This is a genomic window from Amycolatopsis sp. NPDC045836 (genome assembly GCF_056431745.1).
Genome location: NZ_JBWKKF010000002.1, coordinates 407628 through 424119, shown reverse-complemented (window position 1 = coordinate 424119; position 16492 = coordinate 407628). Strand labels below are relative to the sequence as shown.

The following is a 16492-nucleotide window of genomic DNA, read 5'->3' as shown; positions in this document are numbered from 1 at the left end:
ACATGTACCGCACGATGCTGAAGTCCAAGATCCACCGGGCCACGGTGACCCAGGCGGATCTGCACTACGTGGGCTCGCTCACGCTGGACGAGGAGCTGATGGAGGCGGCGGACCTGCTGCCCGGCGAGCAGGTCAGCGTGGTCGACGTGACCAACGGCGCCCGGCTCGAGACCTACGTGATCAGCGGGGAGCGCGGCAGCGGCATCGTCGGCATCAACGGCGCCGCCGCGCACCTGGTGCACCCGGGTGACCTGGTCATCGTCATCTCGTACGGGCAGATGGACAACGCCGAAGCGGCATCGTTCCAGCCGCGCGTGGTCTTCGTCGACGCCGACAACCGGGTGCTGGTCGAAGGGCACGACCCGGCCGAGGTCCCGGACGGTTCCGGCCTGCTCAACGGCTCGCTGCCGGTGATCCAGCAGGGCATGGACCCGGTGGGCTTCCCGGTCGCCGAAACGGTCGACGCGGCCCGGCTCGACGCGTTGCTGCAAGAGCAGTCCGACCGCTGAGTCCGGTTTCACGCACAACGGAAACGTGCTTCACCGGATTGCCGGGAACGGTAATCCGGTTGGCGTAGCCGATCAGCGGGTTCGTACCCTGTGCGCTATGAGCGAGAACCCCGCATCCGAACGCGTTACCGGTGAAGACGACCTGCCCGAACAGATGCGCGTTCGGCGGGAGAAGCGGGAGCGGATTCTCGCCGAGGGCATCGAGCCCTATCCGGTCGAAGTGCCGCGCACGCACAGCCTCGCCGAAATCCGCGCCGCGCACACCGGCCTGCCCGCCGACACCGCCACCGGCGAGCGGGTCGGCATCACCGGGCGCGTGATGTTCCTGCGCAACACCGGGAAACTGTGCTTCGCCAGCCTGCGCGAGGGCGGCAGCGAACTGCAGGCCATGATCAGCCTGGCCAAGGTGGGCGCGGACGCGCTGGCCGCCTGGAAGTCCGATGTGGACCTCGGTGACCACGTGTTCGTCACCGGTGAGGTGATCACCTCCAAGCGCGGTGAGCTGTCGGTGCTGGCCGACGGCTGGCGGCTGACCTCGAAGGCGCTGCGGCCGCTGCCGGTGGCGCACAAGGAACTGGCCGAGGAAACGCGCATCCGGCAGCGTTACGTGGATCTCATCGTGCGCCCGAAGGCGCGGGAAGTGGTCCAGACGCGCGCCGGGGTAATGCGTTCGCTGCGTGAATCCTTCCACCGCCGCGGTTTCACCGAGGTGGAGACGCCGATGCTGCAAACGCTGCACGGCGGCGCCGCGGCCCGCCCGTTCGTCACCCGCTCCAATGCCTTCGACATGGAGCTCTACCTGCGCATCGCGCCGGAGCTCTACCTCAAGCGCTGCGTGGTCGGCGGGATCGAGAAGGTCTTCGAGATCAACCGCAACTTCCGCAACGAGGGCAGTGACTCATCCCATTCGCCCGAGTTCGCCATGCTGGAGTACTACGAGGCGTACGCCACTTACGACACCAATGCGGTGATGACCAGGGAGCTGGTCCAGGAAGCCGCCGAGGCGGTGTTCGGCACCCAGGTGGTGACCCTTTCCGACGGCAGCGAGTACGACCTGTCCGGCGAGTGGGCCTCGCTGACAATGTATGGCTCCCTGTCCGAGGCACTCGGTGAGGAAGTAACCCCGGAGACCCCGGTGGACCGGTTGCGCGCCTTCGCCGCCGCCCACGAGCTCGAAGTCGACCCCAAACTGGGCCACGGCAAACTGATCGAGGAACTGTGGGAACACCTGGTCGGTGATCACCTGCACGCCCCCACATTTGTCCGGGATTTCCCGGTCGAGACCTCCCCGCTGACCAGGCAGCACCGGTCGCAGCCGGGGGTCGCGGAGAAGTGGGACCTCTACGTTCGGGGATTCGAACTGGCGACCGGGTACTCCGAGTTGGTCGATCCGGTGGTCGAACGGCAAAGGCTGGTGGACCAGTCCCGGCTGGCCGCGGCGGGCGATAGTGAGGCCATGCGGCTGGATGAGGATTTCCTTCGCGCCCTTGAGTACGGAATGCCGCCGAGCGGGGGAGTGGGAATGGGTATCGATCGCTTGCTGATGGCGCTGACCGGCCTGGGTATCCGGGAGACCATCCTGTTCCCGCTGGTTCGGCCCGAATAACCCAATCGAGATTTGCGTTTACTCGCGGGAGCGAGTATTAATGTCTTAACCGAGAAGCTCCTGTCAAGGGGCTCAGGACCCCCACCCGATCTTTCCTGACCAAGTTGTGAGCTAGCCCTAAGCAGGAGGAAACCCAATGGCGCAGAAGGTCCTTGTCTCACTTGTCGACGACCTGGACGGTTCGGAGGCCGAAGAGACCGTCGAGTTCGGTCTGGACGGTGTGAGCTACCAGATCGATCTGTCGGCCGACAATGCCGAAGAACTGCGCGACGCACTGGCGCAGTACGTCGAGCACGCCCGCCGGGCCGGTGGCCGCAAGCGGGCCGGCGGCCGTCCGGCGACCAAGGCGGTGGCCCGCCCGGCCACCGTCGACCGCGAGCAGAACCAGGCCATCCGGGCCTGGGCGCGCAAGAACGGCTATCAGGTTTCCGACCGCGGGCGCATCCCGTCCGAGGTGGTCGAGGCCTACCACAAGAAGAACTGAGCATTACCCGCTCTTCCTGCACGGGGGCACCGGCGTTCCGCCGGTGCCCCCTTCGGTGTTCTCGTACTGCGGAATGGTTGCCCCGGTCACTTCACCGGCTCGGCCGATCGCGATCGGCTGCTTAGCGCAACGGGTCCATTCGCCGGCTTTTCGATCGAGGAATTCCGCGGGCCTTGATGGGTGGTCAACTCGAACGGCAGGCTTGTCGCGTTTGTTCTAGACCGCCGTGCGCGGGGTGTGGGCTAATCGGCGCATGCCAGAACTCCTGCCGCTCGCCGCGGCCCGCTTCACCGAGATCGTGCACGCCGTCGAACCGGCCGACCTGCGTGCGCCGACGCCGTGCGCCGACTACGACGTCCGCGCGCTGCTGCGGCACCTCCTGTACTGGGGACCGTTCCTGCTGGCCGCCGCCAGGCGGGCGGACCCGCCCGCCCCGGGCGACGGCGAGACCGGCGTCGAACTGGGCGAGGACTGGGCCGCCCGCCTCGACCGGCAGACCGCGGAGCTCATCGAAGCACTGGGCCGTCCGGGTGCTTCGGAGGGCGTGACCAGCTTCGGCGGGGGTGAGCTGCCCGCGTCGATGGTGCACGGCATGGTCTTCGGGGAGTTCGTGCTGCACGGCTGGGACCTGGCCGTGGCCACCGGGCGGCCGTACGCGCCGGAGGAGGCGGTGGTGGCGGAGCTGTACGCGCAGCTGCTGCCCACCGCGGCCATGGCGCGGGAGATGAAGGTCTTCGGTCCGGAGGTGCCGGTACCCGCCTCCGCGCCGGTGCTGGACCGGCTGCTGGGCCTGAGCGGCCGGGATCCCGGCTGGACCGCGCCCGCACGTCACTGAGGCCGGGGTGGGCAGCAGAAGCTGCCCACCCGCCGCTACCCCGATCTCCGCTGGTCAGTGGGCGCTACTGGCCCTGGGGCCGGGTGCGGAGGGTGGGAAAGCGGCTTACCCGCCGCCGCCCCCGTTGCCGCTGGTCGAGGTGGCGACTGCGGGGCCTGCGGTCGCGAACCGGGCTGGATTCCGCCTGCGCTGCTGCGCCTGACCGGCCGTGGCCCGGGCTGGCTTCCGCGCACTGGTGACGGCGCAGGGGAGTGGCAGCTTGCGGCGCCGCGCCCGTTCCTGCTGGTCAGTGGGGTGGCCGCGGCGACCCGGGCGGAGCCCCGGACCTCACTGACGCGCGCACGTGCGGGGGCAGCCTTCACATTCCGCTTCCCCCGGTAGCAAGTACGAGAAGCAGCAGCTTTCCCGTCGCCGCGCCCATTCCCGCTGGTCGGTTCGGCGCAGGGTGGAGGCCGAGGTCAGCGGCGGGTACACCGCGTCGAGCACAAAGGCGGCGTCCGCCACACCCGCGCCTTCGTCACCGCCGTGGCGGCCCGCCCACCAGAGCGAGTTGTCCAGCGCGTCGGTGGCCGCGGCCCACAGCGTGCGCGGGCCCAGCGGGCTCACCTTCCGGTAGGCCCCCACGAACCGGGCGGCGTGCGCGGTGTAGCGGGCCCGCAGCACGGCGACCAGCTCGTGCTCGTCCGCGACCACGGTCGCCTCCGGCAGGCCGGAGCCGGGGTCGCTGGGCAGGCAGTAGAACTCGGTGCCGAGCACCGCGATGCCGTCCGGGTGCGGCCGGTCGCCGGAGAGCCGGAAGGCCAGTTCGGCGGGCCGCAGCGCGGGCACGCGCCGTTCGTGGTGCAGCAGGAGCGCGGCGGCGTAGGCGGGCACGTGCAGGTACCACGACATCACGTACCCGGCGGCCGTCCGCTTCGGTGCCGCCCCGTGGCGCGCCAGCAGCCAGTCGCCGAGGCGGTCGTGCCAGCCGGTGAACAGGGCGGGGTCGTCGAGCAGCTCCGCGCACCGCCGCCAGTGCCCGCGGCTCGGCCCGGACGGCAGCTCGGCGCGGAGGCTCGCACGGCTCTGCAGGCCGTCGACCCGGTGGACCGACTCGGCCAGGCCCCCGACCGCCACCCGCGTGGCGTCTCCGGGACCGCGGACCGACATCGAGCCTCCTGGTGGACTGATCGAGTGATTAGGCGTGCCTTACCTTACCCATCCTCGACTGGCCTGCCACCCGGGTTCCCCGAAAGTGGGACCGTCACCCGTCTTCGGTTTGTTCGCGCTGAGCGGACAGCGCGGCGCCTCCGGAATCCTGCGGCTACCTGCGGCGTTGGACCAGACGTCAACCATCAGCGGAAACGTCTGAATTCGAGTCCGGCCCGACGGTGGCCGGGTATGCCGAGTGACTGAGGCGTCAACTGACGTAGTGGTACGCCAGCGCGACCGCTTGGCTACTACAGTGGTCTTACGGTGCTGAACTCATCGTGGAAGGAATCGGTGGGTACTCACCGCCGGCGCAGCAGTCGAGGGAGTGGGAATGTTCGAGAGGTTCACCGACCGCGCGAGGCGGGTGGTCGTCCTGGCCCAGGAAGAAGCCAGGATGCTCAACCACAACTACATCGGCACCGAGCACATCCTCCTGGGTCTCATCCACGAGGGTGAGGGTGTCGCCGCCAAGGCGCTCGAATCGCTGGGCATCGCCCTGGAGGGCGTTCGCCAGCAAGTCGAGGAAATCATCGGCCAGGGGCAGCAGGCGCCCAGCGGGCACATCCCCTTCACGCCGCGGGCGAAGAAGGTGCTGGAGCTCTCGCTGCGCGAGGCCCTGCAGCTCGGCCACAACTACATCGGCACGGAGCACATCCTGCTCGGCCTGATCCGCGAGGGCGAGGGCGTGGCCGCGCAGGTGCTGGTCAAGCTCGGCGCGGACCTCAACCGGGTGCGCCAGCAGGTGCTGCAGCTGCTCTCGGGTTACCAGGGCAAGGAGCCCGCCGAGGCCGGTGGCGGCCGCGGTGAGGGGACCCCGTCGTCCTCGCTGGTGCTCGACCAGTTCGGCCGCAACCTGACCTCCTCCGCCCGCGAGGGCAAGCTGGACCCGGTGATCGGGCGCGGCAAGGAGATCGAGCGCGTGATGCAGGTGCTCTCCCGCCGGACCAAGAACAACCCGGTGCTGATCGGGGAGCCCGGCGTCGGCAAGACCGCCGTCGTCGAGGGCCTGGCGCAGAACATCGTCAAGGGCGAGGTCCCGGAGACGCTGAAGGACAAGCAGCTCTACACCCTCGACCTCGGCTCGCTGGTCGCCGGTTCCCGGTACCGCGGTGACTTCGAAGAGCGCCTGAAGAAGGTGCTCAAGGAGATCAAGACCCGCGGCGACATCATCCTGTTCATCGACGAGATCCACACCCTGGTGGGTGCGGGTGCCGCCGAGGGCGCGATCGACGCGGCGTCCATCCTCAAGCCGATGCTGGCCCGTGGTGAGCTGCAGACCATCGGTGCCACCACGCTCGAGGAGTACCGCAAGTACGTCGAGAAGGACCCCGCGCTGGAACGCCGCTTCCAGCCGATCCAGGTCGGCGAGCCCTCGCTCGAGCACACCATCGAGATCCTCAAGGGCCTGCGTGACCGGTACGAGGCGCACCACCGCGTCTCGATCACCGACTCGGCGCTGGTCGCCGCCTCCACGCTGGCCGACCGGTACATCAACGACCGGTTCCTGCCGGACAAGGCGATCGACCTGATCGACGAGGCCGGTGCCCGGATGCGCATCCGCCGGATGACCGCGCCGCCGGACCTGCGCGAGTTCGACGAGAAGATCGCCGACGTGCGCCGGGACAAGGAATCGGCCATCGACGCGCAGGACTTCGAGCGCGCCGCGCGCCTGCGCGACGAGGAGAAGACCCTGCTGGGCCAGAAGTCCGAGCGGGAGAAGCAGTGGAAGGACGGTGACCTGGACGTCGTCGCGGAGGTCGACGACGAGCAGATCGCCGAGGTCCTGGCCAACTGGACCGGTATCCCGGTGTTCAAGCTCACCGAGGAGGAGACCACCCGTCTGCTCCGCATGGAGGAGGAGCTGCACAAGCGGATCATCGGCCAGGAGGACGCGGTCAAGGCCGTTTCCCAGGCGATCCGCCGCACCCGCGCCGGCCTGAAGGACCCGAAGCGCCCGTCCGGTTCGTTCATCTTCGCCGGTCCGTCCGGTGTCGGTAAGACCGAGCTGTCCAAGGCGCTGGCGAACTTCCTGTTCGGCGAGGACGACGCGCTCATCCAGATCGACATGGGTGAGTTCCACGACCGCTACACCGCTTCGCGGCTGTTCGGTGCCCCTCCGGGCTACGTCGGTTACGAAGAGGGTGGCCAGCTGACCGAGAAGGTGCGGCGCAAGCCGTTCTCGGTGGTGCTGTTCGACGAGATCGAGAAGGCGCACCAGGAGATCTACAACACCCTGCTCCAGGTGCTGGAGGACGGCCGCCTGACCGATGGCCAGGGCCGGACCGTCGACTTCAAGAACACCGTGCTGATCTTCACCTCGAACCTCGGGACCTCGGACATCTCCAAGTCCGTGAGCCTCGGCTTCCAATCCGGAAACGACGTTTCGTCGAAGTACGAGAAGATGAAGCAGAAGGTCAACGAGGAGATGAAGAAGCACTTCCGGCCGGAGTTCCTGAACCGGATCGACGACATCATCGTCTTCCACCAGCTGACCAAGGACCAGATCATCCAGATGGTCGACCTGATGATCGCGCGGGTCGAGACGCAGCTGAAGTCCAAGGACATGGACATCGAGCTGACCGAGAAGGCCAAGGCCCTGCTCGCCAAGCGCGGCTTCGACCCGGTGCTCGGTGCCCGTCCGCTGCGTCGCACCATCCAGCGGGAGATCGAGGACCAGCTGTCCGAGAAGATCCTGTTCGGCGAGGTGCAGGCCGGGCAGATCATCGTGGTCGACGTCGAGGGCTGGAACGGCGAGGACGGCGAGAAGGACGACCAGGCGCGGTTCACCTTCCGGGGTGAGGCCCGTCCGTCCAGCGTGCCGGACTCCCCGCCGGTCAGCATCGGCGCCGGTGACCACCAGGAATCCGACGGCGAGTAAGCCACACCCGCACGTCCGCCGCGCCCCCGGAACCCTCGGTTCCGGGGGCGCGGTTTTGTGTCCACCCCTCGCTCCGGCCCGCGGGGGTGGGGGTCTGGAAGGGTGGGGGTGTGCGCGTTGTGCTGCTCGGGCCGGTTCGTGTTCAGGCGGACCAGGGCCCTCCGGTCACCCTGGGTGGGGCGCGCCTCCGCATGCTCGTGGCGCGGCTCGCCCTGGCGGCGGGCCGGGTGGTGACGGCGGAGGCGCTGGTCGCCGACCTGTGGGGTGCCGAGCCGCCGGCGGACGCGGCGAACGCGCTCCAGTCGCTGGTCTCCCGCCTCCGCAAGGCCCTGCCCGAAACCGGCGTGCTCACCTCCGCGGCGGGCGGTTACCAGCTGGCTGCCGCGGTCGACGCCGCGGAGTTCGAGCAATTGGCTGCTCAGGGGCGTGCCGAACTGAAAGCGGGCCGCCCGGCGAAGGCGGCGGCCCAGCTCGGCGAAGCGCTGGAACTCTGGCAGGGGCCCGCTCTCGCCGACGTCCGCGACGCCGCCTTCGCGACCGCCCCCGCGGCACGCCTCGACGACCTCCGCACCGCCGCCCACGAGGACTGGTTCGAGGCCGAACTGGCCGTCGGCAGGCACGCCGAGGTGCTCGCCGACCTCGAGGCCGCCGCCGAACGCCATCCCCTCCGCGAGCGACTGGCCGCGCTCCGGATGCGGGCCCTCTCCATGGCCGGACGTCAGTCCGAAGCCCTCGCCGCCTTCGAGACCGTGCGCCAGACCCTGGCCGACGAGCTGGGGGTCGACCCCGCGGCCGAGCTGGCTGAAACCCACCTGGCCGTGTTGCGCGGCGAACTGCCACCACCGCCACGGGCGGCTGCCCAGCCGGCCGCCTTCCCCGCCCGCCTGACCAGCTTCGTCGGCCGCGACGACGAGCTGGCCACGATCGCCGCCCGCCTCGCCGAGCACCGCCTGGTCACCCTGGTCGGGCCGGGTGGGGCGGGCAAGACCCGGCTCGCCACCGAGGCCGCCGTCCGGCACCCCGAGACCGGGCACGGCCGCGCGTGGTTCGTGCCGCTGGCCGGGGTGCGCGACGCCGCCGACGTGCCCGCCGCGGTCGTCGTCGCGCTCGGCATCCGCGAACGCCGCGTCATCGACGGCACCACGCTCGACCTGACCGTGCCCGACGTGCTCGACCAGGTCGCCGAGGCCCTCGGCCACCGCCCGTGCCTGCTGCTGCTCGACAACTGCGAGCACGTGATCGAGGCCGTGGCGGACTTCGCCAGCGACCTGCTGGCCCGCGTGCCCGGCCTGCGCATCCTGGCCACCAGCCGCGAGGCGCTGGCGATCACCGGTGAGGTGCTGTGCCCGCTCGGTCCGCTCGGGCTGCCCGGCCGCGAGGTGCCCGCCGACCGGGCCCCGGCCGTGCGCCTGTTCACCGATCGCGCGACCGCGGTCAGCCCGGCGTTCACCCTCGACGAGGTCACCACGGCCGCGGTGGTGGAGATCTGCCACCGCCTCGACGGCATGCCGCTGGCGCTGGAACTCGCCGCCGCCCGCCTGCGCTCGATGACCGCGCCGCAGATCGCGCAGCGCCTCGACGACCGGTTCCGCCTGCTCACCTCGGGCAGCCGCAGCGCGCTGCCGCGCCAGCGCACGCTCCGCGCGGTGGTCGAGTGGAGCTGGGACCTGCTCGACGAGCCGGAGCGCGTGCTGGCCAGGCGGCTGTCGGTGTTCTCCGGCGGTGCCACCATCGACGCCGTCGAATGGGTCTGCGACGGCGACGTGCTCTACGTGCTCGGTTCGCTGGTCGAGAAGTCCATCGTGGACGCCAGACCGGACGAACGCGGGCAGCCGCGCTACCGGATGCTCGAAACGATCCGCGCCTACGCCGACGAGCGCCTGGCCGAAGCGGGTGAGCGCGAAACCTACCTCCGCCGGTACGCGGAGTACTTCGTCGAAGTGGTGGAACACGAGGAACCGCGCACCCGCACGCCGGACCAGATCGAAGCGATCGCCGTCTTCGACGCCGAGTACGACAACGTGATGACCGCGCTGCGCTGGGCGATCGGCACGGGGGAAGCCGAGATCGCCCACCGGCTGGCGCTGGGCACGCTGTGGTTCTGGATGGTCCGCGGCCAGCACACGCAGGCCATCGAGATCGCCGGGCGGATGATCGACTTCGGCGACGCGCTGCCGCCGTACGCCAACGCCGTCTTCCGGCTCATCCACGGCATGACGCGGGTGGTCATGCTCGGCACCGACCAGGCTCCGGACTTCCGCTCCATCGTGGACGACTGCGTGGCGACCGGGGCCACCGAACGGTTCCCGCTGCTGGCGATCGCGCTGCCGATGGTGTCCTTCGTGGCGGGGGAAGCCGAGCTGACCGACCGCGAGATCGCCAGGGCGCTCGAAAGCGGGGACAAGTGGATCCGCGCGTCCGGGCAGTGGGTGCACGGGTTCGTGCTGGGCGATCGCGGGGAGCGGGAGGCCGCCAACGTGGCCAGGGCCGAGGCGCTGAGCGAGTTCGAGGCGCTCGGCGACCGGTGGGGCATGAGCATGGCCTGGAGCACGGTGGCCGAGGACCGTTCGCTCCGCGGTGACCACGCCGGCGCCATCGAAGCCTACGAACGCGGCTTCGAGATGGCGCGTGAGCTGAACCTGACCGAGGAGATGGGGCAGCAGCTCTGGCGGCTGGCGCTCGAACGGGCCAGAGCGGGTGACCTGGTCGGGGCGTGGTCGGAGCTGGCCCGCCTGGAACGGCTCTTCGAGGAGCGCCCCACCGAGGAGATCGCCATCTTCACCCTGTACAGCAAGGCGGAACTGGCCCGCCGCGGCGGGGACTTCGCGTTCTGCCGCGAAGTGCTGGAGGAACTGGCGGCCCGGCCGCCGGACGGCGCGCTGCCGCCGGGCTCGACGCTGGAGTGGTCCAGCCGCGGGCTCGCCGCGCTCGCCGTGGCCGAAGGGCGGCTGGCCGACGCCCGCGAGCAACTCGGCATCGGCGCCCGGTCGGCCACCGGCCGCCGGGACCTGGCCGACCTCTCCCGCAGCGCCGAACTGCTGGCCATGGTGCAGCACCGCGAGGGTGACGCCACCGCGGCGGCGGCCATGCTCGGCGTCAGCGCCCGGTTGCGCGGGGTCCTCGACCTCGGCGAGCCCGAGCTGCGTGAGCTGATCGACGCCCTGCGCACCGAACTCGGCGAGCCCGCCTACCGGGCCGCCCACCTGCGCGGCTACCGCCAGTCCAAGGAGGACGCCATGGCGGCGTTGCTCGCGCAGGTGGACGCCGGGCTCAGGTGACGCGCCTGCGGTAGGACCGCATGGCCAGCGGGAAGAACACCGCGAGCACGGCGGCCATCCAGACCAGCGCGCCGAGCAGCGGACCGGCCACCGCCCCGCCGTTGAGCAGGCCGCGCATGGCGTCGGAGAGCAGGCTCACCGGGCTGACGTCGGTCCACGCCCGCAGCCAGCCGGGCATCGTCTCCGACGGCACGAACACGTTGCTGCCGAAGCTCAGCGGCATGATGAACACGAACATCAGCCCCTGCACCGCGCCCGGACTGCGCATCACCATGCCGACGAACACCGAGATCCAGCAGAAGCACAGGCCGAACAGCACCACCAGGCCGACGGCGACCAGCAGCGAGAACGGGTCGGTGGCGATCCGGTAACCCATCACCGTGGCCACCACCAGCAGCACCACCAGGCAGACCAGGTACCGCACCACGTCCGCGAGCACCGCGCCGAACAGCGGGGCGGAACGCGCGATCGGCATGCTGCGGAACCGGTCGTAGAGGCCCTTGGACACGTCGGTGTTCATGTGCAACCCGATGGACAGGCTGACCTGGACCACGTTCATCACCATCACGCCGGGCACCACCATGGTCAGGTAGGCCCCGGTGTCGCCGGAGATGGCCCCGCCGAACAGGTAGACGAACATGGCCAGGAAGACGATCGGCATCAGCACCACGTCGGCCAGCTGTTCCGGGTTCTTCCGCATCTTCAGCACCCCGCGCCAGGCCAGCGTCAGCCCGTGCCGCAGGCCCCTGGCCGGGCTGACGTACCGCTGGGGCGGGGCGGCGAGCGCCGTGGTCACACCAGGCTCCCTTCTCGTTCGGTGGTCTCTTCGGCGGCGTGCCCGGTCAGCGCCAGGAACACCTCGTCCAGGCTGGGCAGGCGCAACGCCAGTTCGTCGGCGGTCACCCCGGCTTCGTCGAGCCGGCGGACCAGGGTGGACAGCAGCATCGGGTCGGCCACCGGGGCGGTGAGCAGGCCGGTGGCGGTGTCGCGGTGCGGGCGGGCGCCGGTCAGCTCGCCGAGCACGGCCTCGACCAGGCCGAGGTCGGCGGCCGAGGTCGGGCGGACCTGCAGGGTCTGCCCGCCGACGCGCCGCTTCAGCTCGTCGGACCGGCCGTTGGCCACCACCCGGCCGCGGTCGAACACGGTGATGGTGTCGGCCAGCTGGTCGGCTTCCTCCAGGTACTGCGTGGTCAGCAGCACGGTGGCGCCGTCGGCGATCAGCCCGCGGACGACGTTCCACACCTCGTTGCGGGCGTGCGGGTCGAGCCCGGTGGTCGGCTCGTCCAGGTACAGCACCCGCGGCCGGCCGACCAGGCTGGCGGCCAGGTCCAGCCGCCGCCGCATCCCGCCGGAGTAGGTCCGGATCGGCCGCGCCGCGGCGTCGGTCAGCTCGAACTGCTCCAGCAGTTCCCTGGCCCGCGCCCGGGCGTCGGCCCGGCTGAACTCCAGCAGCCGCCCGATCATCACCAGGTTCTCGGTGCCGGAGAGGTCCTCGTCCACCGAGGCGTACTGCCCGGTGAGGCCGATCAGCCCGCGGACCCGCACCGGGTCCTTCACCACGTCGAACCCGCCGACCTCGGCGTAACCGGCGTCGGGCTGGATCAGCGTGGCGAGGATGCGGACGGCGGTGGTCTTGCCCGCGCCGTTGGGCCCGAGCACGCCGACCACCTCGCCGGTCGGCACCTCCAGGTCCACCCCGTTCAGCGCCCTGGTCTCCCCATACGTCTTCACCAGGCCCTCGGCCCGGATCGCGTGCGACATGCTCTCCTCCTTCACGTGTCGCGCTCGCCGACCACCATCGCCGGGGCGGCTGGTATTCCACGCACAGCGCGCTGTCAGGGCCTGTCAGCGGGTCCGGGCATACTGGCGGACGTGATCGATCAGCAGGAGGCGCCGCCACGCGTCAGGCCGAGGTCGAGGGTGGTGACCGGATCGCTGGTGCTGGCCACCGTGCCGCTGGTCGTGCTCACCGCGATGCGCCTGCTCGGCATCGACGGCGGGGCGTACACCGCCGCCGCGCTGGCGTTGACGCCCTACCTGACCGCGGCCGGGTTGCTGCTCGGCCTGCTGGCGCTGGGGCTGCGGCGGTGGAGGACCGGTGCGCTGGTGCTGGTGCTGGTGGCCGCCCTGGTTTCGGTGCTGGTGCCGCGGATGGTCGCCGAGGAGCAGCCCGCGGTGGCCGGGCGCGACCTGCGGGTGATGGCGTCGAACCTGTTCGTCGGCCGGGCGGAGGCGCAGTCGGTGGTGGAACTGGTGCGGGCGCACCAGGTCGAGGTGCTGAGCCTGCTGGAGCTGAGCCCGGCGATGGTGGCGGACCTGGACCGCGCCGGGTTGTTCACCCTGCTGCCGCACCGGGTGCTGCACCCGATCCGGGGTGGCGCGGGGTCCGGGCTGGTGTCGAAGTACCCGCTGACCGAGGTGCGGCTGGCCGGGCCGTCGATCCTGCAGCAACCGGGTGCGCGGGTGGAGTTCGGTGACGGCAGCGCGGTGGAGGTCGTCGCGGTGCACCCGATCCCGCCGGTCGAATCGGCGGCGGACTGGAAGGCGGAGCTGGCCGGGCTGCCCGAGCCGACGGCGGACCTGCCGGTGCGCATCCTGGCCGGTGACTTCAACGCCACCTTCGACCACGCGTCGTTCCGCGAGCTGATCGACGCCGGGTACGCCGACGCCGCGGACGAGCTGGGCCGGGGCTTCCGGCCGACGTGGCCGGGCAAGCTGCTGCCACCGCCGGTGACCATCGACCACATCCTGGTCGACGACCGGGTCGCGGTGCGCGACTACCAGGTGTTCGACGTCGCGGCCAGCGACCACGACGCGGTGTTCGCGCAGCTCACCGTGCCGGTGTGAGCAGGGCGTCGATCCGGGAGAGCGCGTCGAGGCCGCCCCGCGGGATCGAGACGCCGCGGTTGTGCCGCACCTCCGGCTCGCGCGGGTTGATCCGGATCAGCGCGCCGGTGGCCGCGCTGGCGAGTTCGGCGTAGCGGCGCACGGTCGGCACGGCCTGGCCCGCGCCCAGTTCGACGACCACCAGGTTCCGGTACCGGCGCCGCCACTCGTCGAGCGCCCGCAACGGGCCGTCGCTGCGGTGCGGGACCCAGTCGAAGTCGCCGAACATCAGGATGTTCGGGCGCGCCAGGCCACCGCAGTCCGGGCAGGCGGGCAGCGGGCGGCTCGCGCGCATGGTCTCCGGGTCGACGCGCACCGAGACGTCGGCGGGCCAGATGCGGTCGCCGCACCCGGCGAAGCACTGCAGGTGGTGGATCGACCCGTGCACCTCGGCGACGTGTTCCGCCGGCCAGCCCGCCGCCTGGAACTGTCCGTCCACATTGGAGGTGAACACCCTGGAGCCGCCGGGCTTGGCCTCGCCCCACTTCCGCAGCAGCTCGAACCCCCGGTGCGGCACGGTTTCGCGGTACAACGCCAGGCGGTGACCGTAGAAACCCCAGGCCAGCTCGGGGTCCGCGCCGAAGTGAGCGGGGTCGGCCAGCTCGACGAAGCTCAGGCCGAGGCGCGCGTACGGCGGGTAGGCGCGCCAGAAGCCCTCGTCGCCGCGGAAGTCGGGCAACCCGGAGTCGACGCCCATGCCCGCGCCCGCGCAGACCAGCAGCGCGTCCGCGCCGCTGATCCACTCGGCGGCGCGTGCTTCGGGGGTGGTCACCGTCAGCCGGTCTGGTCTTCGGTGCTCAGCACCACTTCGAACTCGAGCAGGCTCGCGCCGCTGGCCACGGGCTTGCGCTGGCCGCCGTGGGCTTCCTTGGCCGGGCCGTCGGCCCACGCCCGGAAGTGCTCCTCGGACTCCCACTTGGTGTAGACGAAGTACCGGTTGTCCCCGGCGACCGGGCGCAGCAACTCGAACGAGATGAAGCCGGGCTGGCCGTCGACGGCGTGCAGCCGCGCCGAAAACCGCTTCTCCAGCTCGGGGCCGGCGCCTTCGGGGACTTCGATTGCGTTGATCTTGACTACTGCCATGGGGTTCAGGGTACGTGGGTCGGTCGCGGCCGCCCCGGTTTCTCATTGTGACTGCGGCGAAGACCTCGATGTCAAGGCGGGAAAGATGCCTTGACATCGAGGTCTTCGCCGTGTTTTGGCTGGGGACCGGGGCGGGGTGGGGGGTGTGGGCGATGGCTCTGGTGAGTGGCCCGGCCGCCGGTTGGGTGCCCGGGGGGTGTCTTCTGGTGGTGGTGGGCTCGACTGCCGGTTGGGTGCCTGGGGGTGTCTTCTGGCGGGGGTGGGTGCTCTGGCCGCCAGTTGGGTGCGTGGCTTGGTGGGTCAGCGGCGCAGCGTGCCGGGGTAGAGGTGGGCGTCGGCGGGGAGGGTGGTGCCTCGGAACCAGGTGTCGAAGAAGGGGCCCAGGTCGGTGCGCCCGGCCTTCGTGCTCACGAACTGCTCGAACTCCCGCCAAGTGGCGTTGCCGTTCTGGCGCAGGGTGGGCCACTCCCGCAGGACCGCGAAGAAGGGATCGTCGCCGATGGTGTGGCGCAGGGCGTGCATGGCCAGGATGCCCTTGTCGTAGACACCGTCGAACTCGGCGCCGGGGGCGGCTTCGTGCAGTTTCGACGACCACAGCCGGGTGCTTTCCCGGGTGCGCTCGACGGTCGAGCGGTACTGGTCGTCGAGGTTCGCGTTCTCCTTCGCTTCGGCCCAGAGCCACTGGCTGTAGCTGGCCACGCATTCGTTCAGGCACACGTCCGACCAGTCGCGCACCGAGACCGAGTTGCCGTACCACTGGTGCGCCAGCTCGTGCACCACCGTCTCCAGGTCCGCCCACTGCGCGTAGGTCGGCCGTCCCTGCGTCTCCAGTGAGTAGCCGATGCGGTCGTCGGTGTAGATGCCACCGGTCGCGGTTTGCGGGTACGGGCCGAAGCGCGAGGCCAGGAACTCGACCGCCTCCGCCGTGCGCGCGGCCACCGACCGCTTGTCCTCCGCGCCCGGGGCGAACGCGTTCACCAGTGGCTTCCCGTCGGGCAGCGTGCTGCGGTCGAAGGTGAACCGGTCGATCGCGACGGTGGTCAGGTAGCTGGCCGCGGGGGTGTCGTCACGCCAGGTGGAGGTGGTCCAGCCGCCGGTCGTGGCGGTCTGCTCCTCGACGCCGCCGGACACCACCGACCAGCCCTCCGGCACCCGCGCGGTCACCCGGAAGGTGGCCTTGTCGCGTGGCGTCTCGTTCACCGGGTACCAGTAGGCGGCCGAGTGCGGCTGACCCACGACGTAAGCCCCGCCCGAGGGTGACTCGTGCCACCCGCCGGCGCCCAGCCCCTCCTCACCACTGCCCGGCTGCCCCGAGTACCGCACCCGAACCTTGAACGCCTGCCCAGTTGAAAGCGTTTGCGCCGGGGTGATCACCAGCTCGAACTCGCCTTCGCGGGTGAACTGCGCCTGCTGCCCGTCGACCTCCACCGAAGCCACGTCGAGGCCGCGCAGATCGAGGTTGAACCGGTTCAGGTCCTGCGTGGCCGTCGCGGTGACGGTGGTGTCGCCGTCGAGGCGCTTCGCCGGTGGGTCGTAGGTGATCGACACGTCGTAACCGAGCGCGTCGTACCCGCCGTTGCCGTCGTTCGGGTACCCCGGGTCGCCCGCGCCCGGCGCGCCCGGCGCGGCCACCCCGGGCGGCGGTGGCGTGGCCGCGGGTGCGGCCGGACTGCCGGGGGTGCAGCCGATAATGAGCGGCACCAGGCCACAGAGGACGAGGGACTGGCGGCGGCGCATGGGCG

General features: G+C 70.8%; 13 protein-coding genes. 7 read left to right on the top strand and 6 right to left on the bottom strand.

All coding sequences use genetic code 11. From position 1 onward, the window contains the following. Positions 1-2 precede the first annotated feature (2 nt). From panD to AC07EG_RS04820, 4 genes are all read left to right on the top strand, one after another. Positions 3-509 (top strand): aspartate 1-decarboxylase, encoded by a 507-nt coding sequence (gene panD, locus AC07EG_RS04835; protein WP_478251661.1) that lies wholly within the window; start codon positions 3-5, stop codon positions 507-509. Between the two features lie 97 nt (positions 510-606). After that, positions 607-2115 carry a lysine--tRNA ligase gene (lysS, locus tag AC07EG_RS04830; protein ID WP_478251660.1) on the top strand — a complete coding sequence of 503 codons (1509 nt, stop codon included), beginning with the start codon at positions 607-609 and terminating at the stop codon, positions 2113-2115. Between the two features lie 136 nt (positions 2116-2251). After that, a complete protein-coding gene (locus AC07EG_RS04825; protein ID WP_478251659.1) occupies positions 2252-2599 on the top strand; it encodes a histone-like nucleoid-structuring protein Lsr2 in 348 nt (115 codons plus the stop codon). A 253-nt stretch (positions 2600-2852) separates the two neighbouring features. Beyond that, the gene (locus AC07EG_RS04820) at positions 2853-3434 is read left to right on the top strand and encodes a TIGR03086 family metal-binding protein (RefSeq protein ID WP_478251658.1); all 582 of its coding nucleotides are present in this window, start codon (positions 2853-2855) and stop codon (positions 3432-3434) included. A gap of 327 nt (positions 3435-3761) precedes the next feature. On the opposite strand, the gene AC07EG_RS04815 is transcribed toward AC07EG_RS04820, so the two are convergent. After that, a complete protein-coding gene (locus tag AC07EG_RS04815; protein WP_478251657.1) occupies positions 3762-4583 on the bottom strand; it encodes a (2Fe-2S)-binding protein in 822 nt (273 codons plus the stop codon). Positions 4584-4956: 373 nt separating this feature from the next. On the opposite strand from AC07EG_RS04815, the gene AC07EG_RS04810 reads away from it, so the two are divergent. Next, a complete protein-coding gene (locus AC07EG_RS04810) occupies positions 4957-7503 on the top strand; it encodes an ATP-dependent Clp protease ATP-binding subunit (RefSeq protein WP_478251656.1) in 2547 nt (848 codons plus the stop codon). Positions 7504-7613: 110 nt separating this feature from the next. Continuing rightward, positions 7614-10781, top strand: coding sequence for an AfsR/SARP family transcriptional regulator (locus AC07EG_RS04805; protein WP_478251655.1), 3168 nt, complete (start codon positions 7614-7616; stop codon positions 10779-10781). On the opposite strand, the gene AC07EG_RS04800 is transcribed toward AC07EG_RS04805, so the two are convergent. Further along, positions 10774-11577 (bottom strand): ABC transporter permease, encoded by an 804-nt coding sequence (locus tag AC07EG_RS04800; RefSeq protein WP_478251654.1) that lies wholly within the window; start codon positions 11575-11577, stop codon positions 10774-10776. The two genes, AC07EG_RS04805 and AC07EG_RS04800, sit on opposite strands and share 8 nt — an antisense overlap. Beyond that, positions 11574-12542, bottom strand: coding sequence for an ATP-binding cassette domain-containing protein (locus tag AC07EG_RS04795; protein WP_478251653.1), 969 nt, complete (start codon positions 12540-12542; stop codon positions 11574-11576). Before AC07EG_RS04795 ends, AC07EG_RS04800 begins: the two co-directional genes overlap by 4 nt. 162 nt (positions 12543-12704) lie before the next feature. On the opposite strand from AC07EG_RS04795, the gene AC07EG_RS04790 reads away from it, so the two are divergent. Further along, positions 12705-13628: an endonuclease/exonuclease/phosphatase family protein gene (locus tag AC07EG_RS04790; protein ID WP_478251652.1), complete on the top strand. Its 924-nt coding sequence runs from the start codon at positions 12705-12707 to the stop codon at positions 13626-13628. Here the strand turns inward: AC07EG_RS04790 and AC07EG_RS04785 are convergent. The 3 genes from AC07EG_RS04785 to AC07EG_RS04775 form a co-directional block, all read right to left on the bottom strand. Further along, positions 13612-14439, bottom strand: a complete 828-nt coding sequence (locus AC07EG_RS04785; protein ID WP_478251651.1) for an SIR2 family NAD-dependent protein deacylase — start codon at positions 14437-14439, stop codon at positions 13612-13614. The genes AC07EG_RS04790 and AC07EG_RS04785 overlap by 17 nt on opposite strands. 2 nt (positions 14440-14441) lie before the next feature. Continuing rightward, positions 14442-14750 (bottom strand): antibiotic biosynthesis monooxygenase family protein, encoded by a 309-nt coding sequence (locus AC07EG_RS04780; protein WP_478251650.1) that lies wholly within the window; start codon positions 14748-14750, stop codon positions 14442-14444. A 300-nt stretch (positions 14751-15050) separates the two neighbouring features. Further along, a complete protein-coding gene (locus AC07EG_RS04775) occupies positions 15051-16487 on the bottom strand; it encodes a M1 family metallopeptidase (protein WP_478251649.1) in 1437 nt (478 codons plus the stop codon). Positions 16488-16492 lie beyond the last annotated feature (5 nt).